Origin of the sequence: Pseudomonas sp. WS 5146, assembly GCF_012985495.1 — a bacterium.
In the GTDB taxonomy this organism is placed as follows: Bacteria; Pseudomonadota; Gammaproteobacteria; order Pseudomonadales; family Pseudomonadaceae; genus Aquipseudomonas; species Aquipseudomonas edaphica.
The window spans coordinates 128,529-153,749 of sequence record NZ_JAAQWL010000006.1; the positions used below are offsets into that span (position 1 = coordinate 128,529).

Annotated in this window: 20 protein-coding genes; 15 read left to right on the forward strand and 5 right to left on the reverse strand. The window is 61.8% G+C overall.

The window, feature by feature from the left end; translation table 11 throughout:
• Positions 1 to 3,627: a transporter substrate-binding domain-containing protein gene (locus tag HBO41_RS17270; RefSeq protein WP_169987079.1), complete on the forward strand. Its 3,627-nt coding sequence runs from the start codon at positions 1 to 3 to the stop codon at positions 3,625 to 3,627.
• Between the two features lie 134 nt (positions 3,628 to 3,761).
• Complete coding sequence (locus HBO41_RS17275; RefSeq protein WP_017138999.1) at positions 3,762 to 4,184, forward strand: hypothetical protein; 423 nt, start codon at positions 3,762 to 3,764, stop codon at positions 4,182 to 4,184.
• Here the strand turns inward: HBO41_RS17275 and dkgB are convergent.
• On the reverse strand, positions 4,181 to 4,999 hold the full coding sequence (gene dkgB / locus HBO41_RS17280) for a 2,5-didehydrogluconate reductase DkgB (RefSeq protein ID WP_169987082.1): 819 nt from the start codon (positions 4,997 to 4,999) through the stop codon (positions 4,181 to 4,183). The two genes, HBO41_RS17275 and dkgB, sit on opposite strands and share 4 nt — an antisense overlap.
• Before the next feature lie 275 nt (positions 5,000 to 5,274).
• On the opposite strand from dkgB, the gene HBO41_RS17285 reads away from it, so the two are divergent.
• Positions 5,275 to 5,670 (forward strand): carboxymuconolactone decarboxylase family protein, encoded by a 396-nt coding sequence (locus HBO41_RS17285; protein WP_058420656.1) that lies wholly within the window; start codon positions 5,275 to 5,277, stop codon positions 5,668 to 5,670.
• A gap of 9 nt (positions 5,671 to 5,679) precedes the next feature.
• Here HBO41_RS17285 and HBO41_RS17290 read toward each other — a convergent pair whose 3' ends face one another.
• The 3 genes from HBO41_RS17290 to HBO41_RS17300 all read right to left on the reverse strand — a co-directional run bounded on the left by HBO41_RS17290 (position 5,680) and on the right by HBO41_RS17300 (position 9,342).
• Positions 5,680 to 6,510: a hypothetical protein gene (locus HBO41_RS17290; protein ID WP_169987085.1), complete on the reverse strand. Its 831-nt coding sequence runs from the start codon at positions 6,508 to 6,510 to the stop codon at positions 5,680 to 5,682.
• Positions 6,511 to 6,820: 310 nt separating this feature from the next.
• Positions 6,821 to 7,399, reverse strand: coding sequence for a cupin domain-containing protein (locus HBO41_RS17295; RefSeq protein WP_169987088.1), 579 nt, complete (start codon positions 7,397 to 7,399; stop codon positions 6,821 to 6,823).
• The gene (locus tag HBO41_RS17300; RefSeq protein WP_169987090.1) at positions 7,387 to 9,342 is read right to left on the reverse strand and encodes an FAD-dependent oxidoreductase; all 1,956 of its coding nucleotides are present in this window, start codon (positions 9,340 to 9,342) and stop codon (positions 7,387 to 7,389) included. Before HBO41_RS17300 ends, HBO41_RS17295 begins: the two co-directional genes overlap by 13 nt.
• Before the next feature lie 132 nt (positions 9,343 to 9,474).
• Between HBO41_RS17300 and HBO41_RS17305 the strand changes: the two genes are divergently transcribed.
• From HBO41_RS17305 to HBO41_RS17355, 11 genes are all read left to right on the forward strand, one after another.
• Entirely contained in the window at positions 9,475 to 10,233 is a 759-nt protein-coding gene (locus HBO41_RS17305) for a class II aldolase/adducin family protein (RefSeq protein WP_169987093.1), read from the forward strand.
• 41 nt (positions 10,234 to 10,274) lie between these two features.
• Entirely contained in the window at positions 10,275 to 10,913 is a 639-nt protein-coding gene (locus HBO41_RS17310; protein WP_069787296.1) for a TetR family transcriptional regulator C-terminal domain-containing protein, read from the forward strand.
• Between the two features lie 150 nt (positions 10,914 to 11,063).
• A complete protein-coding gene (locus HBO41_RS17315; protein WP_169987095.1) occupies positions 11,064 to 11,855 on the forward strand; it encodes an enoyl-CoA hydratase/isomerase family protein in 792 nt (263 codons plus the stop codon).
• Between the two features lie 31 nt (positions 11,856 to 11,886).
• The gene (locus tag HBO41_RS17320) at positions 11,887 to 13,047 is read left to right on the forward strand and encodes an acyl-CoA dehydrogenase family protein (protein ID WP_169987098.1); all 1,161 of its coding nucleotides are present in this window, start codon (positions 11,887 to 11,889) and stop codon (positions 13,045 to 13,047) included.
• An 18-nt stretch (positions 13,048 to 13,065) separates the two neighbouring features.
• Positions 13,066 to 15,174 (forward strand): acetate--CoA ligase family protein, encoded by a 2,109-nt coding sequence (locus HBO41_RS17325; protein WP_169987101.1) that lies wholly within the window; start codon positions 13,066 to 13,068, stop codon positions 15,172 to 15,174.
• Positions 15,164 to 16,771, forward strand: coding sequence for a 5-guanidino-2-oxopentanoate decarboxylase (locus HBO41_RS17330; RefSeq protein WP_169987103.1), 1,608 nt, complete (start codon positions 15,164 to 15,166; stop codon positions 16,769 to 16,771). The genes HBO41_RS17325 and HBO41_RS17330 overlap by 11 nt, the downstream gene beginning before the upstream one ends.
• 19 nt (positions 16,772 to 16,790) lie before the next feature.
• Positions 16,791 to 18,377 (forward strand): ABC transporter substrate-binding protein, encoded by a 1,587-nt coding sequence (locus HBO41_RS17335; protein ID WP_169987105.1) that lies wholly within the window; start codon positions 16,791 to 16,793, stop codon positions 18,375 to 18,377.
• Positions 18,378 to 18,526: 149 nt separating this feature from the next.
• Complete coding sequence (locus HBO41_RS17340) at positions 18,527 to 19,486, forward strand: ABC transporter permease (protein ID WP_169987107.1); 960 nt, start codon at positions 18,527 to 18,529, stop codon at positions 19,484 to 19,486.
• A 3-nt stretch (positions 19,487 to 19,489) separates the two neighbouring features.
• On the forward strand, positions 19,490 to 20,317 hold the full coding sequence (locus tag HBO41_RS17345) for an ABC transporter permease (RefSeq protein ID WP_169987109.1): 828 nt from the start codon (positions 19,490 to 19,492) through the stop codon (positions 20,315 to 20,317).
• A gap of 2 nt (positions 20,318 to 20,319) precedes the next feature.
• Positions 20,320 to 21,939, forward strand: a complete 1,620-nt coding sequence (locus HBO41_RS17350; RefSeq protein WP_017139015.1) for an ABC transporter ATP-binding protein — start codon at positions 20,320 to 20,322, stop codon at positions 21,937 to 21,939.
• Positions 21,940 to 21,948: 9 nt separating this feature from the next.
• Positions 21,949 to 22,650 carry an NAD(P)H-dependent oxidoreductase gene (locus tag HBO41_RS17355; protein ID WP_017139016.1) on the forward strand — a complete coding sequence of 234 codons (702 nt, stop codon included), beginning with the start codon at positions 21,949 to 21,951 and terminating at the stop codon, positions 22,648 to 22,650.
• A 120-nt stretch (positions 22,651 to 22,770) separates the two neighbouring features.
• Here HBO41_RS17355 and HBO41_RS17360 read toward each other — a convergent pair whose 3' ends face one another.
• The gene (locus HBO41_RS17360) at positions 22,771 to 23,850 is read right to left on the reverse strand and encodes a 3-deoxy-7-phosphoheptulonate synthase (protein ID WP_056858042.1); all 1,080 of its coding nucleotides are present in this window, start codon (positions 23,848 to 23,850) and stop codon (positions 22,771 to 22,773) included.
• 620 nt (positions 23,851 to 24,470) lie between these two features.
• Between HBO41_RS17360 and HBO41_RS17365 the strand changes: the two genes are divergently transcribed.
• Positions 24,471 to 25,220 carry a carbon-nitrogen hydrolase family protein gene (locus tag HBO41_RS17365; RefSeq protein ID WP_017139019.1) on the forward strand — a complete coding sequence of 250 codons (750 nt, stop codon included), beginning with the start codon at positions 24,471 to 24,473 and terminating at the stop codon, positions 25,218 to 25,220.
• The last annotated feature ends 1 nt before the right edge of the window (position 25,221 follow it).

Genomic DNA, 25,221 nt, shown 5'->3' on the forward strand with positions numbered 1-25,221 from the left:
ATGATCCTTGCCCAGGTCCGACGGTTGATCATGCTGGTGTTGATGAGCCTGCTGCCGTTGCTCGCTGCGGCCCTTGATGAGCCCCACACCTTGCGGTTGCTGGGGCATTCCAGCCTCGACGAGAATGGCCCGCCCGTGGTGCTGGGGGACGCTGACTGGCACTGGCTGCGTGAGCGCCGCACGCTGTGGATGGGGGTTTCCGCGCCCGATTACGGGCCTTTCGAACTGACCAACAATAACGATGAACTGGAAGGCGTCACCGCCGACTATGCCAAGTTGCTTGCCCAGGCGCTCAACGTCAGCGTTGAAGTGCGCCGCTATGACACCCGTGATGAAGTGATTGAGGCGCTCAAGCAGGGCTCTATCGATTTCTTGGGGTCGGCCAACGGGTTTGAAGCGGGGGACCCGCAACTCGTCCTTTCGCGCTCCTATGCCAATGATCAGCCCATCCTGGTCACCCGTACCGGAGACACCCAGTCCCTGAGTGTCGACCTGGCCGGCAAGCGTGTGGCGATGCTTTATCACTATATGCCGCCCGATGTGGTCGAGGCGTTTTACCCCAAGGCCCATGTGGAACTGTTTGCGTCGGTCTTCGAAGCCATCGGCGCCGTGGCTTTTGGCCGTGCCGATGTCTACCTCGGAGACGCCATCACCGCCCACTACCAGATCAACCGCAACCACCTCAACAATGTACAGCTGGCGGACTTTTCCACTTTGGAGTCCAACGCCTTTGCGTTCGCGCTGGCCCGGGACAATATTCGCTTGCTGCGCATCATCAACAGCGCGCTGAGGTCGATTCCGGCTAACCAGCAGCTGGATATTTTGCGCCGTTGGAGTGCTGGCAATCTTGGTGTTCTGGGGACCGAGCGCCTGCGCTTAAGCACCAGCGAGCAACGCTGGCTGGAAAAACACCCACGGGTGAGGGTGGTAGCGTCCGACCAGATGTTGCCGTTGGCATCCTTCACGGCACAAGGGCAATCAGAGGGCTTGAGTGCAGACGTTCTATCCCGGATCAGCTTGCGCACCGGCTTGAAGTTCGATGTGGTCCCGGGCGGCTCAATGCCTCAGCAAATAGAGGCGGTCCGTTCCGGCCGGGCGGACATGATGGCGGTGGTCACGCCCAGCCTCGAAGGCTCTGACCAGGTGCGTTTTACGCGGCCCTACTTGACCAATCCACTGGTGCTGGTCACCCGTACCGACACGCCTGGCACCATGACACTGGAAAATATGCTGGGTAAACGCCTGGTAATACCCAGCGGCAATGCGCTGCGTGACGTCATCAATCGCGACTATCCCGGTATCCAGTTTGTGGAGGCGAAAAATCCTACGGATGCCATGGCTCTGGTGGCCAATGGCAGCGCCGAGGGTGCCGTCAGTTCACTGATCTATGCGCGTTACCTGATCGCCTTTGAGTACCGCGATCGCTTGCACGTGACCAGCACCGTCGGCTCTGAACCTGTGCGTATGACGTTCGGGGTCAACCGGGGGCAGTTGGAGCTGTACTCGATACTGGACAAGGCGTTGCTGAGCATCCCGCCTCAGGAAATGGATGAACTGATCAGCCAATGGCGCACCGATGTCATCATCGAAGACCATTGGCTACGCCATCGCCGCACGATTATCCAAGGATTCGGCCTGGCGGCGGTATTGCTGCTGATCACCCTGGGATGGGCGATTTACCTGCGCAGCCTGATACGCAAGCGTGCTCAGGCCGAACGCGCGTTAAGTGACCAGATGCGCTTTATGGGCGTGCTGATCGACGGTACGCCCCACCCGATCTACGTGCGTGATCGCCAGGGTCGGCTGATGGCCTGCAACAGTGCCTACCTGGACGTGTTTGGCTTCAAGCTTGAAGCGGTGATCGGCAAGACGGTGATCGAGACCGACACCGGCAACCCGCCGCAGGCCCAGTCATTCCATGAGGACTATCTGCGGTTGATGGAGCGGGGCGAACCGCAGATTCATGATCGGGTGCTCAGGTTGCCTGCGGGCAAGGTGTTGACCATTTACCACTGGATGCTGCCGTACCGTGATGGCGACGAAAATGTCGTGGGCATGATTGCCGGTTGGGTCGATGTGAGCGAGCGCCAGCGGCTGCTGGGCCAGTTGCAGGAAGCCAAGGAGGACGCTGACGCCGCCAACCGTGCCAAGACCACGTTCCTGGCGACCATGAGCCACGAAATTCGCACCCCCATGAACGCGGTGATCGGCATGATCGAGCTGGCGCTGGCCAACGCTGAACAAGGGCGTGCCGACCGTGACGCCCTGGAAGTCGCTTCGGTGGCCTCGCACGGCATGCTGGACCTGATCGGCGACATTTTGGATATTGCCCGAATTGAGTCCGGCCATTTGTCTTTGTCCCTTGAACCGGCCAACCTACATGAGCTATTGAAGTCGGTGGCGCGGGTATTCGAAGGGTTGGCGCGCGCGAAAGGCTTGGCGCTGCAAGTAGAGCTTGATCCGCAGATGGATTGCGCGGTGTTGATCGACCCGTTGCGATTCAAGCAGGTGGTGTCCAACCTGCTGAGCAATGCCATCAAGTTTACCGACCACGGCCGGGTGCGCTTGGGCGGCCGCTGTGGGTTGGCATCGGACCCCGGCCAATTGAACCTCACCTTGTGGGTAGAAGACACCGGCATAGGCATCAGTGCCGAGGACCAGCAGCGGCTGTTCAACCCGTTTATCCAGGGCAGCAATACCGAGCAGTCGGCGCGCAGCGGCTCGGGCCTGGGGTTGGTGATCAGCCGCACGCTATGCGAAATGATGGCGGGGAAACTGCAGTTGAGCAGTACGCTGGGGCAGGGGACACGGGTGGACGTAGCACTCACGTTGGCCACCACAGCAGCAATAGCGGCCGAGGTTTCGGCTACGCCGGAACCTACCCGTCCCGTGCGTGTTTTGGACATTCTGGTGGTGGATGACTACCCGGCCAATCGCCTGCTGCTGGCCCGGCAGCTGAGCTTTCTGGGGCATCGCATCAGCACCGCCGAAGACGGCGTCCAGGGCTTGGAACGCTGGAAAACCCAGCGGCCGGATGTGGTAATCACCGATTGCAACATGCCCCTCAAGGATGGCTATGCCTTGGCGCGTGAAATCCGTGCGCAAGAGCGTGAGCATGGCTTGCCCGCCTGCCTGCTGCTGGGGTTTACCGCCAATGCCCAGCCGGAAGAAACCGAGCGCTGCCGGCAGGCGGGCATGGATGGTTGCCTGTTCAAGCCTGCCGGGCTTGAGGACTTGCGCTCTGCGCTGAGCGTCTATGCGCTCGGCCCTGAGTCACCCGACGCTGGTCCAGGGTTTGATTTAAAGGCTTTGAAGGTCGTCACGGGAGACGATCACGCCGCGCTCAATGAGCTTTTGAGCGCCTTGCTCGACAGTTTGGAGGCAGACCGCGCGATGCTGGCGTTGCTGGCGCGTCAGCATAGTTTTAGTGGGCTGCATGACCTCGCACACCGCGTCAAAGGTGGGGCGCGAATGGTCAAGGCCGAGCCATTGATAGCCAGTTGCGAAATGCTGGAGGCGGTGTGTGAGCGACAGGAGCGCAGCACATTAGGCGCGGCTGTTGCAACAATTGACACGGCAATTGCTGATTTGCACCAGCGCATGGGTGACTACTGCAAGCAGGCCTGACTGCAGTTGAGGGGCATTCGGTGAATTTGGGAGAACTCCTACATGAAGGGGGAACATGCCTGATTTTGTCTTCGGTATATGTCTGGAGAATGGGGCTCGCTCACTGACGAGCGCTGCCAGCCCAGGGGTTCGCCATGCCGAACAAAGCACTGACCATCCTGATTGCCGATGAACAACACCTGCAACGACTGTACATAGAAAAAATGCTCAATCAGTTGGGTTACCACCGCATTGTGCCGGTGCAAACCTACCAGGAAGTCCAGATACTCACCGCGATCCCTGCCGAGCCCTTCGACGTATTGATCATTAATGCGGGGCTGGCGCTGCAGGCTTGCGGGCCGCAGCCTCAGGTGCGGCATGTGCTGCTCTATGACCATCAGGAACTGGGCGAACCGGCTGATACTCAGCCTGCGGTGCTGGTGCGGTTGCCGGGTGTGCCGGACAGCGTCAACCTCGAACACTTCATGGACATCATCGACCCACCCGCAGCCACGGCGGGCCTGCGGGTGTTGCCATGGCTGCGGGAGTTATCGCGCAAACCGCTGGCCGGGGTTTAGTCCCACTTTGGCGCAATGCCCTTGGGGCTGGTCAAGCGGTGGCCACGCTCCAGGGCGGCAATCTGCGCCATGTCGGCAGCGCTCAAGGTCAGGTGCAGGGCCTCGAGATTGCTTTGCAGGTTGACGCGTTTGGTCGACGACGGGATCACCGCGTAACCCAATTGCATGGCCCAGGCCAGCGTGACCTGCGCCGGTGTGGCTTGATGGCGCTCTGCGATCTGCTGGATCACCGGGTCTTTGAGCACTTCGCCATAGGCCAGGGTCATGTACGAGGTGATCTGGATACCCTGGGCGGTGGCAAAATCCACAACCTTCTGGTTTTGCAGGTAGGGGTGCAACTCGATCTGGTTGGTGGCGATGTTCTCGGCACCCACCGCGGCGATTGCCTGCTTCATCAAGTCAATGGTGAAGTTGGAGATGCCGATCTGGCGTGTCAGTCCCAAGCGCTTGGCTTCCAGCAACTGGCCCATGAATTCGGCGACCGGCACCTGGTCTTCCGGCGATGGCCAGTGGATCAGCGTCAGGTCGAGATAATCGGTTTTGAGTTTGCGCAGGCTTTCGCGCAGGCTCGCAATCAACTGGCCTTCGGCGAAATTGGCGATCCAGATCTTGCTGGTGATAAACAGCTCATCACGCGCTACGCCGCTGTCGGCAATGGCTTGGCCGACATCGGCTTCGTTCTCGTAGATCTGCGCAGTGTCGATGACGCGGTAGCCCAGTTCCAGGCCGGTGCTCACCGAGTCGATCACCACCTGGCCTTGCAGGCGGAAGGTGCCGAGGCCGAAGGCGGGGACGTTTGGGGTTGGGGTAGACATCAGTAACTCCAGAAGGGGTGTGAACAATGGAGTCGAGTATCCGCCCGTCGTTCACTCGGAAAAACCGCCCATTGCGAAAAGGACTCTTAACCACAAGTCACGAATGCCCGCGGCCTTGTCAGGGTGAGCAGGCTGTGCCCAGCACGCTGATTCACAACAGCACGGGTTCGCATGACCGCTGGTCAACTTTGTCACCCGATGCTTACCGGCTTCACTTGCCAGCCATGGGTGTGGCGCGGTATTCCAGAATGCTTTATGCCAGCCTTGGAAAGACCATGACCCAACACCTCACCGAATACGCCGACGCCAGCCCTGAAGTGCGTGCGGTTTACGACGACATCATGCAAACACGCAAGGTCGACCAGGTGAACAACTTCTGGAAATGCCTGGCCGCCCACCCGCCGACGTTGCGCCGCACCTGGGAAAGCCTCAAGGAAATCATGGCACCGGGAGCTCTCGACCCGCTGACCAAGGAGTTGCTGTATGTGGCGGTCAGCGTGACCAACAATTGCCCGTATTGCATCGCCTCCCACACCGCCGCCGCACGCAAGGCTGGCATGACAGACGAGATGTTTGGCGAGTTGCAGGCCGTGGTCGGCATGGCCAACGAGACCAACCGCCTGGCGACCGGCTACCGTGTGCCGGTGGACGATATGTTTAAGTGGCCGTGATACCCAACCTCATGCGCAGATGCGCGAGGCTTCTACCGGGCGGCGCGCAGGGCGGTGGAGATGGAACTGCCCCTGCTGCGCCTTTCGGCTTCTGCGGGACTGGGAACGGGTCCATGTGGTGAAGTCAAAACGAGTGGCCGACACGACGTTTTCCTGAACCAGCAGGATCGGCCTGGGGCGGTTTATAGGGGCGTGGTGAGTGTGAAGCGTGACCTCCAATGTGTCCTTGTCCCGGTACCCGCTGAGTATGGGCACCAGGCTGAACCCCTGACCAATGCCTTCGGACTCCGTGGGGGTGCCTGCGAATACTACAATCCCGACATAGACCTTCCTGTCGCTCAAACTGAACATGCACGGCACACACTTGACGATGGACTCTCTCAATAAAAGCTTGAATGGCGTGCCCTCAAGAATACCCAGCGAAAGCATATGGTAGAGCTGCGTGTCGGTTTCCAGCTTCAGCATTTTCTTCTTCGCGCGTACATATAGCCTTGCCCAGAAAAAAGGAATCGCCAGAGTGGTCATACCCGCCTGCAACATGAAAACCCATAGCGTGCAGTTTTTCTCATTGGCAATGTCGAGTTGTACCAATAGCGTACCCAGTTTTTGGCTGTAGTCCGCCGCAACTTCATGCCCGGCGATAAAGGCTGCTTGTTTTGATAACGTCAGCAGGGCAGCACTCAAAAACGTGGCAACGATTAGGCAGAGCATTCCGAGCCTTGCTACCTGCAGGTAAAGCAACTGTCCCTGGAATCGGTGCAATCGCAAGTAGAAAAACGGGTGCCTGAGGCAGACCAGATAGCCACTGACCAGTAACGGCACAATGATCAGCAGGCCCATGAGTCGTCTGACTCCATTTTTTGCACTTGGCGCAGAGCGTCCTTGTAACCCTCTGACGCGATAACCTCATCGATGTCCAGGCCGATGCCTCCACGTACGACCTTCCAGGTTTTACGGGATTTGACATCCCTTACTCGATCCCAATCGTCCTGAGTCGGTTTCCCAAACAACAAATGCAATAAAGACATGGCGACAACCTCGAAAAGAAGTAGCCATTTTTATAGCATGCGACTGGGTGCCTCACCACTGATGGCAAGCCGCGCCACTGTCGCCAGTTCCCGTAGGAAACGTCTGCATTTGCTACAGCGGCCTAAAATGTCGGGGGTGTAATCACCCAGATCACCACTGTATCCACCTTGCCCGGGTTGCCATACCGGTGCGGCTCGCTGCTGGCAAAGCTGAAACTGTCGCCTTCACCCAGCAGAAAATGCAGCTCACCGACCCACAGCTCAAAGGTGCCGCTCAACACATAGCCCGCTTCTTCGCCTTCATGGCTGTAGCTTTGCTGGCTGTAGGTGCCGGGTGGGAAGCATGAGTGCAGGATCTCCAGTTGGTGGTTGGGCAATGGCGTCAGCAGTTGGTCGACGATGCCATCTTCATAACGGATGCTTTGACGATTGTTTTTACGTACCACATAGCCTTCATCCGCTGGGGCAGGGGCGGCCTCGCTGGCAAAAAACCACTGGATAGTCACGCCCAGGCTGCGGGCGATATTGAACAGCGCCGGGATCGATGGGTACGCCAGGTTGCGCTCCAACTGGCTGAGATAGCCAGCGGTCAGTTCACTCAGTTGCGCCAGTTCGGTCAGCGTCAGGCCGCGTGCCTTGCGCAGGCCGCGAATGCGCGTACCGAGAAACAGTGGCTGCGGTTCGTCGTTCAGAGTTTCCACGCTACCTTGAGTCCTTCGTAGATCGCCTCTTCGGCGGTGCGCGGCGCCAGGCAGTCGCCGATGCGTTCAAACGGCACCAGCCCGGCAAGCGCCGTGCCCAGAGTGTCCACTGGCTGATGGCCCTGGCACAACACCAGGCTGTCGACGTTCTCCAGCAGCATCGGTTCGCCGCTGGCGCTGTGTTGCAAGTAAACCGTGCTGTCGTCGCAGCCGTAGAGGCGGGCATAAGGGATGATGGGGATGCCCAGGCGGTGCAGCTCGCCCGCCAGTTGATCGCGCACATACAGCGGCAGGTTTTCCCCGCAGTGCGTGCCATTGACCGCCAGTTGCACTTGATGGCCGGCGCGCACCAGACGCTCGGCGATGCCGGGGCCGATCCAGTCGCAGCGCCAGTCGACCACCACCACCGAGCGCCCCAAGGTGACCTGATCGCGCAACACCTGCCAGGCATCGACTACTTGCAGCTCGCCGCCTCGCTCGAATGCCGGCCAATAGGGTTCGGCGCCGGTGGCGATGATGACGTGATCAGGTCGCTGTTGTTCCACCAGGGCGCGGTCGACGCGGGTATTGCGCAGCACACGCACGCCTGCCAGCGTCATCTCTCGTTGCAGGTTGGTACTGGCGCCGCCGAATTCGCTGCGCCGTGGCAGCAACTGCGCCAACAGCACTTGCCCGCCCAATTGCCCGCTGGCTTCAAACAAGGTCACGTCGTGGCCGCGTTGCGCGGCCACAGCGGCTGCTTTCATGCCGGCCGGGCCACCGCCGACCACCATGATGCGGCGGCGTTTCAACGTCGGTTGCAGGTTACCGAAGTGCAGCTCGCGCCCCGTCTCGGGGTGCTGGATGCAGGAGATTGGCAAGCCCTTGTGAAAGTGCCCGATACAGGCCTGATTGCAGGCGATGCACGCACGCACATCCTCGGCGCGGCCGTCGAGGGTTTTGGCCGGCATCAGCGGGTCGCAGATCAGTGCGCGGGTCATGCCGCACACATCGGCCTGGCCGCGCGCCAGGATCAGCTCGGCCTCCTGCGGCTGGTTGATCCGCCCGGTGACAAACAGGGGTATCGACAGGCTGGCTTTGAACGTCGCGGCCGCATCGGCCAGGTACGCGGCGGCGATGGCCATGGGCGGCACGATATGCACTGCGCCGCCCGTGGACGCCGAGGTGCCGGCGACGATATGCACATAATCCAGCTGCGTTTGCAGGTGTTGCACGGCCTCCAGGGATTCGCTTTCGGTAAGGCCTTCGCTGTCGCGCTCATCGGCAGAAATGCGCAGGCCGATGATGAACTGCGCGTCGGTCGCGGCCCGCACTGCGGCAATAATTTCCCGCAGGAATCTCAGGCGCTGTTCAAGCACGCCGTTGTAGTCATCGGTGCGCCGGTTAACCCGTGGGTTGAGAAACTGCGCGGGCAGGTAGCCGTGGCTGGCGACCACTTCCACGCCATCAATTCCCGCCTGATGCAAGCGCCTGGCCGCCGCTGCGTAACCGCTGACGATCTCATCGATCATCGCCTGGTCGAGCGCCCGTGGCATCACCCGAAACCGCTCATTAGGCACTCCCGACGCCGAGTACGCCACCGCCAGCAACCCGTCTGCCGACTCCATGATCTCGCGGCCCGGGTGGAATATTTGCGACAGCACCACGGTGCCCTGAGCGTGGCAAATATCGGCTAACTCACGATAGCCGTCGATGCATGCGTCGTCGGTGGCCATCAGCACATGGGAGGTGTACCGCGCACTGTCATGCACGCCCGCCACCTGCAACACAATCAGCCCCACACCGCCTTCGGCGCGCGCACGGTGATAGGCGATCAATTGCGCATTGACCCGGTTATCCGTCGGCATCGAGGTGTCATGCCCGCTGGACATGATGCGGTTCTTCAGACGTTTGCCGCGCAGTACCAAGGGTTCGAACAGATGCGGGAAGGCAGCGTGCGACATGGTGCGGATACTCCAGGCGCTGTTATTGTTATTTTTCTAGTAAGAGGCGAGCGCCAGTAAAAAATCAACTTGTTTTTTTACTGACGGCTGGCTTAGCGTCGCCTTTACCAACCCCGTGCCTGGAGAATAAAAATGACTCACTCCACCGAGCAGCAACTGCGCGAAGAGCTCGCGGCCTGCTATCGATTGATCGCGCACTACCGCATGAGCGACCTGATCTTCACGCATATTTCGGTGCGTATTCCCGGGCCGGAACATCACTTTCTGATCAATCCTTATGGGCTGATGTTCGATGAAATCACCGCCTCCAACCTGGTCAAGATCGGCCTGGACGGGCAGGCGGTCGAACCTTCTGCTTATGCCGTCAACCCGGCTGGTTTTGTCATTCACAGCGCCATTCATGGCGCTCGCGAAGACGCCCAGTGCGTGCTGCATACCCACACCCGTGCCGGCTGTGCGGTGGCGGCGCTGGAGTGCGGTTTGTTGCCGGTCAATCAGATCTCGATGGAGTTCTACGGCAAGGTTGCCTACCACGACTATGAAGGCGTCGCCCTGGACATGCACGAGCAACGCCGGCTGGTGCAGGACCTTGGCGACAAGCCGGTGCTGATGCTGCGCAACCATGGTTTGTTGACGGTGGGCGCGACGGTTGGTGAGGCGTTTCTGCGCATGTATTACCTGGACAAGGCCTGCGATATCCAGATCGCCGCGCAGGCCTGCGGCAAGCTGATCCTGCCGCCGGCTGAGGTTTGCGCTTACACCGAGCAGCAATTCAATAATCCCAACCGATCGCTGGAGGAGGGCGAGCTGACCGATGTGAATGCCATGCAGCTGGCATGGGCGGCGTTGCTGCGGATGCTGGATCGGGTGTCGCCCGGTTACCGCGACTGAGGTAGAGTCGTGCAGCCGACTCAACCGAAGGACACCGCCCCATGACTCAGGAATCGCGTTTCTCCCGCATGGAGCCGCAATTGCGCAAGGCCAACCTGGTTCAGGCGACGCTGACGTGCCTCAAGCGCGATGGCTTCCAGGGCGCTTCGATCCGCAAGATCAGCGCTGAGGCCGGGGTGTCGGTAGGGCTGATCAGCCATCACTATTCGGGCAAGGATGAGTTGGTGGCCGAGGCCTATCGCACCATCACCGCCCAAGTCATGAGCCTGTTGCGCGAGACCATGGCCAAGGCGCCGCCGCAGCCGCGTGAGCGTTTATCGGCGCTGTTCCGTGGCTCCTTTTCAGCTGAACTGCTCGACCCACAGCTGCTGGACGCCTGGCTGGTGTTCTGGGGCGCGGTCAAGACCGCGCCGGCGATCAACCAGGCCCACGAGCATTCCTATGGCGAGTACCGCACCATCATGCGTTCGGCGTTGGCGGACATGGCCAAAGAGGAAGGCTGGGAGCAATTCGACGCTGATTTGGCCGCCATCGGCTTGAGCGCGTTGCTCGATGGCTTGTGGCTGGAGTCGGGGCTCAACCCCGGCACGTTCACGCCGCAGCAGGGCATCCAGATCTGCGAAGCCTGGGTGGACGGCCTGCAAGGCGGCGGTCGCGCGCGCTACCAGCTCAAAGCCTGAACCTTCCCTGCAGCGCCTGAACGCTCTATTCGGGCGTTTTTTTTCGCCCTGAAAATATTTGCAGTTTGCCGATTGCCTCCTTGCTGAACACTCGTTTAGTATCTCGCCATGTCGCACCCCTCACGCCAATTAAAATAATTCGAGGAAGCCATGACTACCGATTCGCCCGTGCTCACTCAGGTGCAAGCTGGCGTTGCCTGGATCACGCTCAACCGTGGCCCGCAGCGCAATGCACTCGACATCCCGACCCTCAACTACCTGCATGCGGTGCTCGACGCGTTCAACACCGACCCCAGCGTGCGGGTGGTGGTGCTCACCGGCAGCGGCCGTAGTTTCTGCGCCGGTGCCGACCTGGCTGAGTGGGCCGACGCCGAGTCCCGTGGCGCCCTGGAAACCTACGGCTGGACCGAAACCGCTCACGCCCTGATGACCCGTCTGCATACCCTCGACAAACCTACGATTGCTGCGATCAACGGCACCGCCGTCGGCGCGGGCATGGACCTGACCCTGTGCTGCGACCTGCGCATCGCCGCCCAGTCGGCGCGGTTCAAGGCCGGCTACACCAGCATGGCGTATTCGCCGGACGCTGGCGCCAGTTGGCACTTGCCGCGCTTGATCGGCAGCGAGCAGGCCAAGCGCCTGCTGTTCCTCGATGAGCTGTGGAGCGCCGAGCGTGCACTGGCCGCCGGGCTGGTGGGCGAAGTGGTCGCCGATGAGCAGCTGCATGCCCACGCAAGCGAGCTGGCCACGCGCCTGGCCAACGGGCCGACCTTCGCTTTCGCCCAGACCAAAACCCTGATCCGCGAAGGCGCCGGGCGCAGCCTGCCTGAACAGCTTGAGGCCGAACTGGCCGCCGGGCTGCTGTGCGGGCGCAGCGACGACGGCGCTGAAGCGCTGCGTGCCTCGATGGAAAAACGCCTGCCGGTTTTCTCCGGTCACTAAGCCCACACAGGAAGCACACACAGGTAGCGCCATGAATTTCCAACTCAGCCAAGAACAAGACATGTTGGTGGACGCGGTACGCAGCTTTGTTGCCAGGGAATTGCTGCCCCATGAGGACGCGGTGGACCGTGCCGACGCGGTTTCGCCCGAGCTGGCCGCGCAGATTCGCGACAAGGCTGTCGCTGCCGGTTTTTATGCCTTCAACATGCCCGAAGAGGTGGGCGGTGGTGGCCTGGATTACCTGTCCCAGGCGTTGATCGAACGCGAGCTGTCCAAAGTCTCGTGGGCGCTGCATGTGTTTGTCGCGCGCCCGTCCAAGATTCTCATGGCTTGCACTGGCGCGCAGGTCGAGGACTACCTGTTGCCGTGCGTGCAAGGCAAGAAAGTTGACTGTTTCGCGCTGACCGAACCCGGCGCCGGCTCCGACGCCAATGCGATCAAGACCCGCGCCGTGCGCAGCGGCGATGACTTCGTGATCAACGGCAGCAAGCACTTCATCAGCCACGCCGGCCATGCCGATTTTGCCATCGTGTTTGCCGTCACCGACACGTACGAACACAACGGCCGCCAGCGCAATGCGGTGACGTCATTCCTGGTCGATCGCGGCACGCCCGGCATGACCATCCGCCGTGGCCCCAAGTGTGTGAGCAACCGCGGTTATCACACCTATGAAATGTTCTTCGACGACTGCCGTGTGCCTGCCTCCAAAGTGCTGGGCGAAGTCGGCAAGGGTTGGGACGTGGCCAACGCCTGGCTCACCGCCGGCCGGGTGATGGTCGCTGCCAACTGCGTCGGCCAGGCCGAGCGTGCGCTGGAGGTGTCGCTGCAATGGGCGGCGGACCGCAAGCAGTTCGGCCAGCCCATCGGCACCTACCAGGGCGTGAGTTTCAAGCTGGCCGACATGGCCACGCAGATTCGCGCCGCCGAGCTTCTGACCCTGCAAACCGCCTGGAAGATGGACCAGGGCAGCATGACTGACGGTGAGGCCGGCATGGCCAAGCTGTTTGCCAGTGAAACCCTGGGCAGGGTAGCCGATGAAGCCGTGCAGATCTTTGGCGGCATGGGCTTGATGGATGAAGGGCCGGTGGAGCGCATCTGGCGTAACGCGCGGATCGAACGGATCTGGGAAGGCACGTCGGAAATCCAGCGGCACATTATTGCCCGTGAACTGTTGCGGCCGTTGTTGCGCTGATCGGCGCGGAGAACGCTTATGTCCCAGGCTATTCGCGACAACCTCAAGCGCCTGCTGGCGCCCCGGCACCTGGCTTTTGTCGGCGGGCGCAGCATGGCCCGCGCCCTCAAGCGCTGCGCCGACGGCGGTTTTACCGGGCCGATGTGGCTGGTCAACCCGCAGCATGACTGCCTCGACGGCATCCCGTGTGTACGTCGGGTTGCCGATTTGCCTTACGGCCCGGATGCGGTGTTTATCGCGACTAACCGGGAGCTGACCTTGGCTTGTGTAGCCGAACTCGCCGCCCTCGGCACTGGCGGCGCCATTTGCTATGCCTCCGGGTTTGCCGAGACCGGTGCCATTGGTGCGGCCTTGCAACACCAGCTTATTTCAGCGGCGGGCGACATGGCCTTGCTCGGCCCCAACTGCTACGGCTTGTTGGACTATTTGCACAGCGCCGCGCTGTGGCCGGTGGCCCACGGCGGCAAGGCGGTAGAGAAGGGCGTGGCGGTGCTCACCCAGAGCGGCAACTTCGCCTACAACCTGTCGATGAGCGACCGCTCGCTGCCCATTGCTTATATGGCGTCGGTGGGCAACCAGGCGCAGTTGGGGGTTGCCGAGTTGATGGACGTGCTGCTCGATGAGCCGCGCGTGACCGCCATCGGCCTGCACCTGGAAGGCTTGAAGAATGTGCCGGGGTTTGCCCGCGCGGCGCACAAGGCGCTGGAAAAAGGCATCCCGATTATCGCGCTGAAAACCGGCGTGTCGCAGATCGGCGCCGAGTTGGCCCTGAGTCACACCAGTTCGCTGTCTGGTTCCGATGCGCTGTACGACAGCCTGTTTGCGCGCCTTGGCGTGATCCGCGTGAGTGGGCCGGTGAGTTTTGTCGAAACCTTGAAAGCGGCGGCCTGCGGCAATCTACCTGGCGGCAATTGCCTGATCGCACTGGCCTGTTCCGGTGGCGACGCGGGGCTGATTGCCGACTACGCCGAGCGCAACCAACTGGCCTTGCCGAAGCTCGACGCAGGCCAGCGCGCCGAACTGGCGCAGGTGCTGCCCAGCTATGCCAACCTGGTCAACCCATTGGACTTCACCACCGCCATCTGGGGCGACCGCGAGGCGCTCGAACGCATGCTCGAAACGGCCCTGCGCACCGATGCCGATGCGGCGATGCTGGTGCTGGATTACCCGGCCGAATTCACTGGCGAGCGCAAGGAATGCGACCTGTTGTTGGCGCTGTTTTGCGCCGCGCTCAGTCGTCATGGCAAAACCGGATTCGTCACCTCGGCCTTTCCCGAATTACTGCCGGCCCATGCCCGCGAACGCCTGCATGCCCACGGCATTGCCGCGCTGCAGGGGGTGGAAGATGCACTCGCTGCCTGGGGGCGGATTGCCGACTATCAAAACCATCGCCGTGTGTTGTTGGAACGCGGCGAGTCGATCCTTGCACCGCTGTGCCCTCAGCCTCTTGCGGGCCAAGGCCTGGCGCTGGATGAATGGGCGTCCAAACAAGCCTTGCGCGCCTTTGGCTTGAGCACGCCAGCGGCGGTGCTGAGCACGCCAGGGCGCGCCATCGCAGACGCCAAACTCTTGGGCTATCCGTTGGTGCTCAAGGCCGTCAGCACCGACCTGCCGCACAAAACCGAAGCCGGTGCAGTGGCGCTCAACCTGAAAGACGGTGTCGCACTGACCGCCGCGCTGGAGCAGATGCGCGAGCAAATCGGCGCTTATGCGCCGGGCATTGTCTTTGATCAATTGCTGTTGGAAAGCATGGCTACAAAGCCCTTGGCCGAGTTGATCGTGGGCATCAAACGTGAAAATGACTTTGGCCTGGCCCTGGTGATTGGCGCTGGCGGGATCCTCGTGGAGTTGCTCAAAGACAGCCGCAGCCTGCTGCTGCCGACCACCGATGAGGCGATTCGCAACGCCGTGCTCAGCCTGCGCAGCGCGGCCTTGCTGCAAGGTTTTCGCGGGCGTGAAGTGGCGGATATGGATGCGTTGGTGGCGGCCATTCGCGCGGTGGCCGACTACGCCTGCGCCAACGCCGGGCGGTTGCTGGAACTGGATGTGAACCCATTGTTGGTCAATGCCCACGGCACGCTGGCGGTGGATGCGTTGATTCGCCTAGGAGATGAACATGCAAGATAAGACCCTGACCGGCGGCCAGGCCCTGGTGCGGTTGCTGGCTAATTATGGCGTCGACACCGTGTTCGGCATTCCCGGCGTGCACACCCTGGAACTGTATCGAGGCTTGCCCGGCAGCGGCATTCGCCACGTGCTGACACGCCACGAGCAGGGCGCCGGTTTTATGGCCGACGGCTATGCGCGGGTCAGCGGCAAACCGGGCGTGTGCTTTGTGATCACCGGGCCTGGCGTGACCAACGCCGCCACCGCCATCGGCCAGGCCTACGCCGACTCGATTCCGATGTTGGTGATCTCCAGCGTCAACCACACCGCCAGCCTCGGCAAAGGCTGGGGCAGCCTGCACGAAACCCAGGACCAGCGCGCCATCACCGCGCCGATCACCGCGTTTTCGGCGGTGGCCTTGAGTGCCGAGGATTTGCCCGAATTGATCGCCCGCGCCTATGCGGTGTTCGACAGCGAGCGGCCACGGCCGGTGCATATTTCGGTGCCGCTGGATGTGCTGGCAGCGCCGATCAAACGCGACTGGAGCCATGAAGTCGTGCGGCGCCCGGGACGCGGCCTGCCATCGGCCGAGGCGCTGGAGCTTGCCGTAGCCAAGCTCGCGGCGGCCAAGCAACCCATGATCATTGCCGGTGGCGGCGCGCTGGCGGCGGGTGATGCGTTGCAGCGCTTGAGCACGTTGTTGGCGGCGCCGTTTTTCAGCAGTGTGGCCGGCAAGGGTTTACTGCCGGTCAATGACCCGCTGAATGCCGGTGCCACCCTGTGCGTGGAACCCGGCTGGCAACTGATCAGCCAGGCGGATGTGGTGCTGGCCGTCGGCACGGAAATGGCCGACACCGATTACTGGCGCGAGCGCTTGCTCATCACCGGCGAACTGCTGCGCATCGATATCGACCCGCGCAAGTTCAACGATTTCTACCCTTGCGCCCTGGCGCTCAAAGGCGATGCCCAACAGACCTTGCTGGCCTTGCTCGAACGTCTGCCGCCTGCACCGCGTAACGCCGATGCGGCAAGGCAACAGGTCGCGACATTGCTTGAGGCGGTCGAGCGGGGGCACGGCCCTTTGCAGACCATTCACCAAGGCATTCTTGAGCGTATCGAGGCCGAGCTGCCCGCCAACGCATTTATCAGCAGCGACATGACCCAGTTGGCCTACACCGGCAACTACGCCTACCGCAGCCGCGCCCCGCGCAGTTGGCTGCACCCTACCGGCTACGGCACCTTGGGCTATGGCTTGCCTGCCGGCATTGGCGCCAAGTTCGGCGCGCCGCTGCGTCCGGGCCTGGTGTTGGTGGGCGATGGTGGCTTCCTCTACACCGCCCAGGAACTGGCGACCGCGGTCGAGGAACTGCACAGCCCGTTGGTGGTGCTGCTATGGAACAACGACGCCCTCGGCCAGATCCGCGACGACATGCTCAGCCTGGACATCGAGCCCATCGGCGTGCTGCCACGCAACCCGGACTTTGCGCTGTTCGCCCAGGCGTTCGGCTGCACCGTGAACCAACCCAAAAACCTGGATGAGTTGCAGACGGACTTGCGCAACGGTTTCAAACGCAATGGCGTGACCTTGATCGAGCTCAAACATGCCTGTGCCTGTTGACCTTTAGAGGAGCAAGACCATGAGCGAAAACAACAACAAAATGACTCAAGCGATGCACCGAAGGGACTTTCTCAAACACAGCGCCGTGGCGGGTGCGGTGGCGGCAGCGTTTTCCATGGGCCTGCCGTTGCACGCGTTTGCCGAAGAGGCGACACCCAAAGCCGGCGGCGTGCTGCGCCTGGGCCTGGCCGGCGGCAGCACCACCGATTCGCGCGACCCCGGCTCCTGGGTCGACACCTTCACGTTCGTCGGCTTCTCGGCGGTGTACAACACGCTGACTGAAATTGCCGTCGACGGCAGCGCGATCCCCGAATTGGCCGAGCGTTTTGAGTTCACCCCGGATGCGCGGGTGTGGACCTTTCACTTGCGTCAGGGCGTGACCTTCCACAACGGCAAAAGCCTCAGCGCCGACGATGTGGTTGCGTCGATCAATCACCACCTGAGCAAAGACTCCACGTCGGCGGCCAAAACCGTACTGGGTGACGTCGCCAGTGTCAGCGCCAAGGGCAATGATACGGTGGTGTTCGAGCTGCATTCCGGCAATGCCGACTTTGCTTATGTAGTTGCCGATTACCACCTGGTGATCATGCCCGCCAAGGACGGCGGCGCCGATTGGCAGGCCGGCGTGGGGACCAGCGGTTACCGCCTGAAAAGCTTTGACCCCGGCGTGCGCATGGACCTGGAACGCAACCCCGATTACTGGAAGCCCGGCCGCGCGCACTTCGCCAGCGCAGAACTGCTGGCCATCGCCGACGGCGCGGCGCGGGTCAATGCACTGGTGACCGGGCAAGTGGATGTGATCAACAAGGTCGACCTGAAAACCGTGGCCTTGCTCAAGCGCAATCCAAATCTTGTGATCGAGGAAACCAAGGGCGCCCAGCACTACACCTTCCCGATGCTGTGCGACAGCAACGAGTTCAAGAACAACGACATCCGCCTGGCGATGAAGCACGCGATCAACCGCGAAACCTTGCTGGCCTCAGTGCTGCATGGCTATGGCCTGGTTGGCAACGACCACCCGATCCAGCCCGGCAGCCGCTTTATCAACGCGGCGCTGGAGCAACGCACTTACGACCCGGACAAGTCACGCTTTTACCTGCGCAAAGCCGGTGTGGAGTCGCTCAAGGTACGGCTGCAAGCCTCCGACGCCGCCTACACCGGCGCGGTGGACGCCTCGGTGCTGTTCAAGGAGCAGGCGCGCCAGGCCGGTATCGACATTGACGTGGTGCGCGAACCCGCTGACGGGTTCTTCTCCAATGTGTGGATGAAGCAGCCATTCACCACCTCGTTCTGGTACAGCAGCCTGACCGCCGACCGCATGTTCAGTATCGGCTATGCCAAAGGTGCAGCCTGGAACGAAACCCACTGGGACAACCCACGCTTCAACCAACTGCTCACCGCCGCCCGTGGCGAGATGAACGCGCCGCTGCGCCAGGAGATGTACAACGAAATGCAGGCCCTGTGCCGCGACGACGGCGGCGCGATTGTGCCGCTGTTCGCCAGCTCCGTGGCAGCGCGTTCGAACCGCGTGAGTCATGGGCCGCTGACGGCGCCCTACGGCGAACTGGATGGGTTGCGGTTGATTGAGCGGTGGTGGCAGGCATAGAAACCCTCCAAACAATGAAGATTCAATGTGGGAGCTGGTTTGCCTGCGATGGCGGTGTGTCAGGCTAAAAATCTATCGCTGATGTACCGCTATCGCAGGCAAGCCAGCTCCCACACTGGATTTGTGGTGGCTTAGGAGTCAACACACACATGAATAGTCTGTTGAAACTGGTCCTCCAGAGATTGGCCCTCGGCGTATTGTCGCTGTTCGCCGTCTCGGTGATCATCTTCCTCGCCGTCGGCCTGCTGCCTGGCGATATTGCCCAGGCCATGCTCGGCCAGTCGGCCACGCCGGAAACCATCGCCGCTTTCCGCGCGCAGTTGGGCCTGGATCTGCCGCCGCTGACGCGCTTTGCGCACTGGCTGTTGCGGCTGTTACAGGGTGATCTGGGTGCGTCGCTGGCCAACCAGCGGCCCATCGCCGAGTTGATCGGTGCGCGGCTGGGTAACACCTTGAGCCTGGCCGCCCTGGCGGCATTGGTGTCGGTGCCTACCGCGCTGGTACTGGGCATGCTTGCGGCGCTGTACCGCAACAGCTGGTTCGATCGCCTGCTCAACACCACGGCGTTGAGCGCAGTGTCGTTCCCGGAGTTCTTTGTCGCGTACCTGCTGATCCTGGTGTTCTCGGTGAAGCTGGGCTGGTTTCCCAGCCTGTCCAACCTGGCGCCGGATGCCACGTTCGGCACGCTCCTGGAGCGCTCGGTGCTGCCGGTTGCCACCCTGAGTCTGGTGGTGATCGCGCAGATGATGCGCATGACCCGCGCCTCCTTGATCAACCTGTTGGCCAGCCCGTTTATCGAGATGGCCCGGCTCAAGGGCATCAGCCAATCGCGGATTATCTGGAAGCACGCGTTGCCCAATGCACTGGCGCCGATCGTCAACGTGGTGGCGCTGAACCTGGCGTACCTGGTGGTGGGTGTGGTGGTGGTCGAGGTGGTGTTTGTCTATCCAGGGCTCGGCCAGTTGCTGGTGGACTCGGTGTCCAAGCGTGACATCCCGGTGGTGCAGGCGTGCAGCCTGATTTTTGCCGCCACTTACATCCTGCTCAATACCGGGGCGGATGTGCTGTCCATCGCCAGCAACCCACGCCTGATGCATCCCAAGGGGTAAGCCATGAGCCTGTTGAGCCAAGTGGCCCGGGCGCCGTTGAGCGCCAAGTTCGGCCTGCTGATTATTCTGTTATACGTCGCGCTGGCGCTGTCGGCGCCGCTGCTGGCGCCCTATGGCGAAACCCAGGTGGTGGGTGAAGGCTTCGCGCCGTGGAGCGGCCAGTTTTTGCTGGGCACCGATAACCTGGGGCGCGACATGTTCAGCCGCCTGATGTACGGCGCGCGCAATACCTTGGGCATTGCCTTCCTGACGACGACGCTGGCGTTTCTGCTCGGTGGTTTGAGCGGTTTGGTCGCGGCGATCAAGGGCGGTTGGGTCGACCAGGGGTTGTCGCGGGTGGTGGATATCCTCATGGCGATCCCGCAGCTGATTTTTGCCTTGTTGATTCTCAGCGTGGTCGGCACCAACGCCACCTCGCTGGTGCTGGTGATTGCGCTGCTGGATTCGACGCGGGTGTTTCGCTTGGCCCGCGCGGTGGCGATGACGGTGGTGGTGCAGGATTTTGTCGAAGCCGCGCGCCTGCGCGGTGAAGGCTTGTGGTGGCTGGTCACCCGCGAAGTGCTGCCCAACGCCGCGGCGCCGCTGATCGCCGAGTTCGGCCTGCGTTTTTGCTTTGTGTTCCTGTTTATCAGCGCGCTGTCGTTCCTCGGCCTGGGCATCCAACCGCCCACCGCCGACTGGGGCAGCATGGTGCGCGACAACGCGGTGTTGATTACCTTCGGCGATATCAGCCCATTGTTGCCCGCGTTGGCGGTGGCGTTGATCACCGTCAGTGTGAATTTTGTCGTCGACTGGATGCTGCACAAATCCAGCGGCCTGAAGGAGGGTTGAGGATGGACAGGCCATTGCTGGAAATCCGCAACCTGCAGGTCGAAGGGCATTACGAGGATGCCTGGCACCCGTTGATCAAGGGCATTGACCTGACCTTGCAGCGCGGTGAAGTGTTGGGGCTGATCGGTGAGTCCGGGGCGGGTAAATCCACCCTCGGGCTGGCAGCGATGGGCTATGCGCGCGACGGTTGCCGCATCATCGGCGGCTCGGTGTGTTTTGATGGCATTGAGTTGCTGCAGGCCAAGCCCGAAGCCTTGCGCAAGCTGCGCGGCTTGCGAATCGCGTATGTGGCGCAGAGCGCGGCGGCGTCCTTCAACCCGGCGCATCGTCTGATCGACCAGCATGTGGAAACGGCAGTGATCAACGGCGGCATCAGCCGCGCCCAGGCCGAGCGCGAGGCGGTGGAGCTGTACCGCGTACTGCGTTTGCCCAACCCCGAGACCATTGGCCAACGCTACCCGCATCAAGTCTCGGGCGGGCAGTTGCAGCGGGTGATGACGGCCATGGCCATGGCCTGCCATCCGGACCTGATTATCTTCGACGAACCCACCACCGCCCTCGACGTCACCACCCAGATCGAAGTGCTGGCGGCGATCCGTGACGCGGTGAAAACCTTCGGCAGCGCCGCCTTGTACATCAGCCACGATCTCGCCGTGGTCGCGCAGATGGCCGACCGCATCATGGTGCTGCGCCACGGCAAGTTGGTGGAGGAGGCCGACACTCGCAGCATGCTCAGCCAGCCGCAGCAGGACTACACCAAATCGTTGTGGGCAGTGCGCAGCTTTCGCACCGAGCCCAAGGCATGCCCGGTGGCGCAGGTGCCGTTGCTGGAAGTGCGTCAGGCCTGCGCCAGCTATGGGCAGCAGCCGGTACTGCATGGGGTGTCGATGCAGCTGTATCGCGGCCAGACCCTGGCGGTGATCGGCGAGTCCGGCAGTGGCAAAAGCTCCACCGCGCGCTTGATTACCGGGCTGCTGCCGGCCACGGCAGGGCAGGTGCTGTATGACGGCGAGGCGCTGCCGGTGGATTTTCGGCGGCGCAGCAAGGAGCAATTGCGGCGCATCCAGATGATCTACCAGATCCCCGACACGGCGCTGAACCCGCGTCAGCGCATCGTCGACATCATCGGCCGGCCACTCACGTTTTACCTGGGCCTCAAAGGCAAGGCGATGCGCGCGCGGGTCGCCGAGTTGCTGGAGATGATTGAACTGGACCCGGCGGTGTTCATGGAGCGCCAGCCCCGTGAATTATCGGGCGGGCAAAAACAACGTATCTGTATCGCCCGCGCGCTGGCGGCCGACCCGCAACTGATCATCTGCGATGAAGTCACCTCGGCCCTTGATCAACTAGTGGCCGAGGGCGTGCTGAAACTGCTCAACCGCCTGCAGCAACAACTGGGCGTGGCCTACCTGTTTATCACCCACGACGTGGCCACCGTGCGGGCGATTGCCGACGAGGTGCTGGTGATGCAGCGGGGCAGGGTAGTGGACCAAGGCAGCCGCAATGCGATTTTTACTCCGCCGTACCAGGCTTACACCGGCCTGTTGTTTTCATCGGAGCCGGAAATGGACCCGGACTGGCTCGACCATTTGCTGGCCCAACGGGCGGCGCCCACTGTTTGAGGAATGCACATGAAGGTGTTGATTGTTCACGCTCACCCTGAGCCTCAGTCGTTTACCGCGGCGTTGCGCGACCAGGCGCTGGCTACGTTACAAGGCCAGGGCCATGAAGTGCAGGTGAGTGACTTGTATGCCATGCAATGGAACCCTGTGGCGTCTGCCGCTGACTTTGCCACGCGGGAGAATCCGGATTATCTGGTGTATGCCCTGGAGCAGCGCCTGGGCGTAAAAAATCAGTCGATCGCGGCGGACATCCAGGGCGAACTGGACAAGCTGCTGTGGGCCGACCTGCTGATCCTCAACTTCCCGATCTTCTGGTTCTCGGCACCGGCCATGCTCAAGGGCTGGATCGACCGGGTGCTGGTGTCCGGCGTGTGTTACGGCGGCAAGCGTTTTTACGATCAGGGCGGGCTTGCAGGTAAGCGCGCGCTGGTCGCCGTGACCCTGGGCGGGCGTGAGCATATGTTTGGTGAGGGCACGATCCACGGGCCGTTGGAGGAGATGCTGCGGCCGATTCTGCGCGGCACCCTGGCGTATGTCGGGTATGACGTGCTGGCTCCATTTGTGGCCTGGCATGTGCCGTATATCAGTGCCGAGGCGCGGCAGGATTTTCTGCTGGGGTATGAACAGCGGCTGCAAGGGCTTGCGGATGAGCAGCCCTTGGTATTTCCGAAGCTGGCGCAGTTTGATGAGGCGTTGTATCCACTGTCCTGAACGCAACGATATTCAAATGTGGGAGCTGGCTTGCCTGCGATAGCATCAACTCGGTGTACCTGACACACCGGGGTGTCTGCATCGCAGGCAAGCCAGCTCCCACATTTTGATCTGCATGGATCAGTTGGCTGTGTGTTGCTGGCGGAGGCGCTCAGCCGCACTGCGCAGCAATTGCTCGGTGCCGCTCCAACCCAGGCAACCATCGGTCACCGACACCCCGTACTTCATCGACGCGCTCAACGGTTGGCAGCCTTCGAACAGGTGGCTTTCGAGCATCATGCCGATCAGCGACGTGTCACCCTGCAGGCGCTGCTGGAGCACGTCGTTGAACACCGCCGGTTGACGCAGCGGGTCTTTGCCGCTGTTGGCGTGGCTGCAATCGACCATGATGCGCGCCGCGACCTTGGACTTGGCCAGGTCGTGTTTCACCTGCGCCACGCTTTGCGCATCGTAGTTCGGCCCACGGTGACCGCCGCGCAATACCAGGTGCGTGTCGGGGTTGCCCGGTGTCTGGATGATCGCCGGATGGCCTTGGCTGTCCACGCCGAAGTGACGATGCGGGTGGGAGGCCGAGCGCATCGCATCACAGGCAATCGCGACGCCGCCGTCGGTGCCATTCTTGAAGCCGACCGGCATGCCCAGGCCGCTGGCCATTTCGCGGTGGATCTGCGATTCGGTGGTGCGTGCGCCGATGGCGACCCAACTGAGCAGGTCATCGAAGTAGCCGGCGGCCATGGGTTGCAGCAGCTCGGTGGCGACCGGCAAACCCAGGCGCAGCATCTCGCGCATCAGTTCGCGCGACAGGGTCAAGCCTGCGGCCATGTCGTCGCTGCCATCCAGGTGCGGGTCGTAGGCCAGGCCTTTCCAGCCGATGGTGGTGCGCGGTTTTTCGACGTAGGCACGGATCACCAGCAGCATCTGGTCGCTGACTTCCAGCGCGAGCTTCTTGAGGTTGCGCGCGTATTCCATGGCCGACTCGGGGTCGTGGATCGAACACGGGCCGACAATCACCAGCAAACGCGAGTCTTCGCCATTGAGGATGGCGCGCACGGCTTGGCGATGGGCGTGGATCTGTTCGTTGAGAAACGGGCTGAGGGGCAACTGGTGCTTGAGTTCAAGGGAACTGGGCAGGCGCTGGGTCAGGGCTTCATTGGCGCTGGACAGGTTGGCAACAGGCAAGGCGGCAGTGGCAGAGTTCATATTCAAGGCTTCCTGGGCAAGCGGCGGGCTGTTCCCGCACGCTCTGCCCTACTGGGGTGTTCGACAATTGGCCGTATTGGCTACGTGTGTTGGCTTGCCACCAATAGGTGACCGATCGGAGGCGGCAGGCTGTCCCGAACGGAGCTTGCTAAATCGCCATGCAGTCGAAGTGTCGTAACGGTAATAAGTGGCGTAGTTCATGTCGTGAGTCCTTTTAGTGTTCGGTGTGAAGCAAAATTATTGGGGCCTTGAAAAAACAAAACCCCCGGTCGGGGAGCCGACCGGGGGTTAGATTTCTCTGGTAGGCGACCCCTTGAGTAGTGGGCGCCGATTTCAGGTATCAGGCGCGCCAGTGGCTAAACCAATACCCAAAATAAAAGCTGACCAGTGCGCTCAAACCGCTCACACGGGTAGCCGACACCGAGCGCTGGGCGCTGGCAGCAGGGCAAACCTGAGTATGGGTGAGTTGCAACATGGTGTGTCTCCAAATGATGGGGGGAGCTTACTAGAGGCACGCGGGTTGATTCAATCAGTAATTTCTATCGCATGACCTACTTACGGCTATGGGGTAAGTGCCGATATGCTGGTAACACGTTAATAATGATTGCCAGGACGCGACCATGACTGCCTTGACCCTCGCCGCAGCTCAAACCACTTCCATCGCCGGCGACGTGCCGGGCAACATCCAGGGGCACCTGAGGTTCATGCAGGCGGCGGCGGAGCAGGGCGTGCAATTGTTGGTGTTTCCGGAATTGTCGTTGACCGGCTATGAACCCGCTTTGGCCGCCCAACTGGCAATTACGCCCGAGGACGTGCTGCTGGCGCCGCTACGTGAGATGGCGCAAGAGCTGCGAATGACCGCAGTGGTGGGCATGCCGATTCGCTTGGCACCCGGGACCGGTGTGTTTATTGGCGCCCTGGTATTGGGCGCAGATGGCTCGCTGGCGGTCTACACCAAGCAGCATTTGCACCCGGGCGAAGAGGTGGCGTTTGTCGCAGGGCAGGGCGGTGCAGCACTCGAATGGGCGGATGACCGGATTGCGCTGGCGGTCTGTGCGGACTTTTCCCACGCCAGCCATCCGCGTCTGGCAGCAGAGGCTGGCGCTACGGTGTACGCCGCCGGTGTGCTGATCAGCGAAGGCGGGTACGCGACCGACAGCGCGCTGCTTCAGGGGTATGCCGCAGAGCATCGCATGCTGGTACTGATGGCCAACCATGGTGGCCCGTCCGGCGGTTATACCTGTGCGGGGCGCAGCGCTATCTGGAGCGCTGATGGAACCCTGCTTGCCGACGTACCGGGCATTGGCGAGGCCTTGGTGATTGCTCGCCGCAACGGTGAGCAATGGACTGGCCAAGTGGTAGCCTTCTGAA

What these genes read in the sequence shown, in the direction of transcription:
- HBO41_RS17270 (WP_169987079.1), top strand. Translation starts at nt 1, where the DNA reads ATGATCCTTGCCCAGGTCCGACGGTTGATCATGCTGGTGTTGATGAGC.
- HBO41_RS17275 (WP_017138999.1), top strand. Translation starts at nt 3,762, where the DNA reads ATGCCGAACAAAGCACTGACCATCCTGATTGCCGATGAACAACACCTG.
- dkgB (WP_169987082.1), bottom strand. Translation starts at nt 4,999, where the DNA reads ATGTCTACCCCAACCCCAAACGTCCCCGCCTTCGGCCTCGGCACCTTC.
- HBO41_RS17285 (WP_058420656.1), top strand. Translation starts at nt 5,275, where the DNA reads ATGACCCAACACCTCACCGAATACGCCGACGCCAGCCCTGAAGTGCGT.
- HBO41_RS17290 (WP_169987085.1), bottom strand. Translation starts at nt 6,510, where the DNA reads ATGGGCCTGCTGATCATTGTGCCGTTACTGGTCAGTGGCTATCTGGTC.
- HBO41_RS17300 (WP_169987090.1), bottom strand. Translation starts at nt 9,342, where the DNA reads ATGTCGCACGCTGCCTTCCCGCATCTGTTCGAACCCTTGGTACTGCGC.
- HBO41_RS17305 (WP_169987093.1), top strand. Translation starts at nt 9,475, where the DNA reads ATGACTCACTCCACCGAGCAGCAACTGCGCGAAGAGCTCGCGGCCTGC.
- HBO41_RS17310 (WP_069787296.1), top strand. Translation starts at nt 10,275, where the DNA reads ATGACTCAGGAATCGCGTTTCTCCCGCATGGAGCCGCAATTGCGCAAG.
- HBO41_RS17315 (WP_169987095.1), top strand. Translation starts at nt 11,064, where the DNA reads ATGACTACCGATTCGCCCGTGCTCACTCAGGTGCAAGCTGGCGTTGCC.
- HBO41_RS17320 (WP_169987098.1), top strand. Translation starts at nt 11,887, where the DNA reads ATGAATTTCCAACTCAGCCAAGAACAAGACATGTTGGTGGACGCGGTA.
- HBO41_RS17325 (WP_169987101.1), top strand. Translation starts at nt 13,066, where the DNA reads ATGTCCCAGGCTATTCGCGACAACCTCAAGCGCCTGCTGGCGCCCCGG.
- HBO41_RS17330 (WP_169987103.1), top strand. Translation starts at nt 15,164, where the DNA reads ATGCAAGATAAGACCCTGACCGGCGGCCAGGCCCTGGTGCGGTTGCTG.
- HBO41_RS17335 (WP_169987105.1), top strand. Translation starts at nt 16,791, where the DNA reads ATGAGCGAAAACAACAACAAAATGACTCAAGCGATGCACCGAAGGGAC.
- HBO41_RS17340 (WP_169987107.1), top strand. Translation starts at nt 18,527, where the DNA reads ATGAATAGTCTGTTGAAACTGGTCCTCCAGAGATTGGCCCTCGGCGTA.
- HBO41_RS17345 (WP_169987109.1), top strand. Translation starts at nt 19,490, where the DNA reads ATGAGCCTGTTGAGCCAAGTGGCCCGGGCGCCGTTGAGCGCCAAGTTC.
- HBO41_RS17350 (WP_017139015.1), top strand. Translation starts at nt 20,320, where the DNA reads ATGGACAGGCCATTGCTGGAAATCCGCAACCTGCAGGTCGAAGGGCAT.
- HBO41_RS17355 (WP_017139016.1), top strand. Translation starts at nt 21,949, where the DNA reads ATGAAGGTGTTGATTGTTCACGCTCACCCTGAGCCTCAGTCGTTTACC.
- HBO41_RS17360 (WP_056858042.1), bottom strand. Translation starts at nt 23,850, where the DNA reads ATGAACTCTGCCACTGCCGCCTTGCCTGTTGCCAACCTGTCCAGCGCC.
- HBO41_RS17365 (WP_017139019.1), top strand. Translation starts at nt 24,471, where the DNA reads ATGACTGCCTTGACCCTCGCCGCAGCTCAAACCACTTCCATCGCCGGC.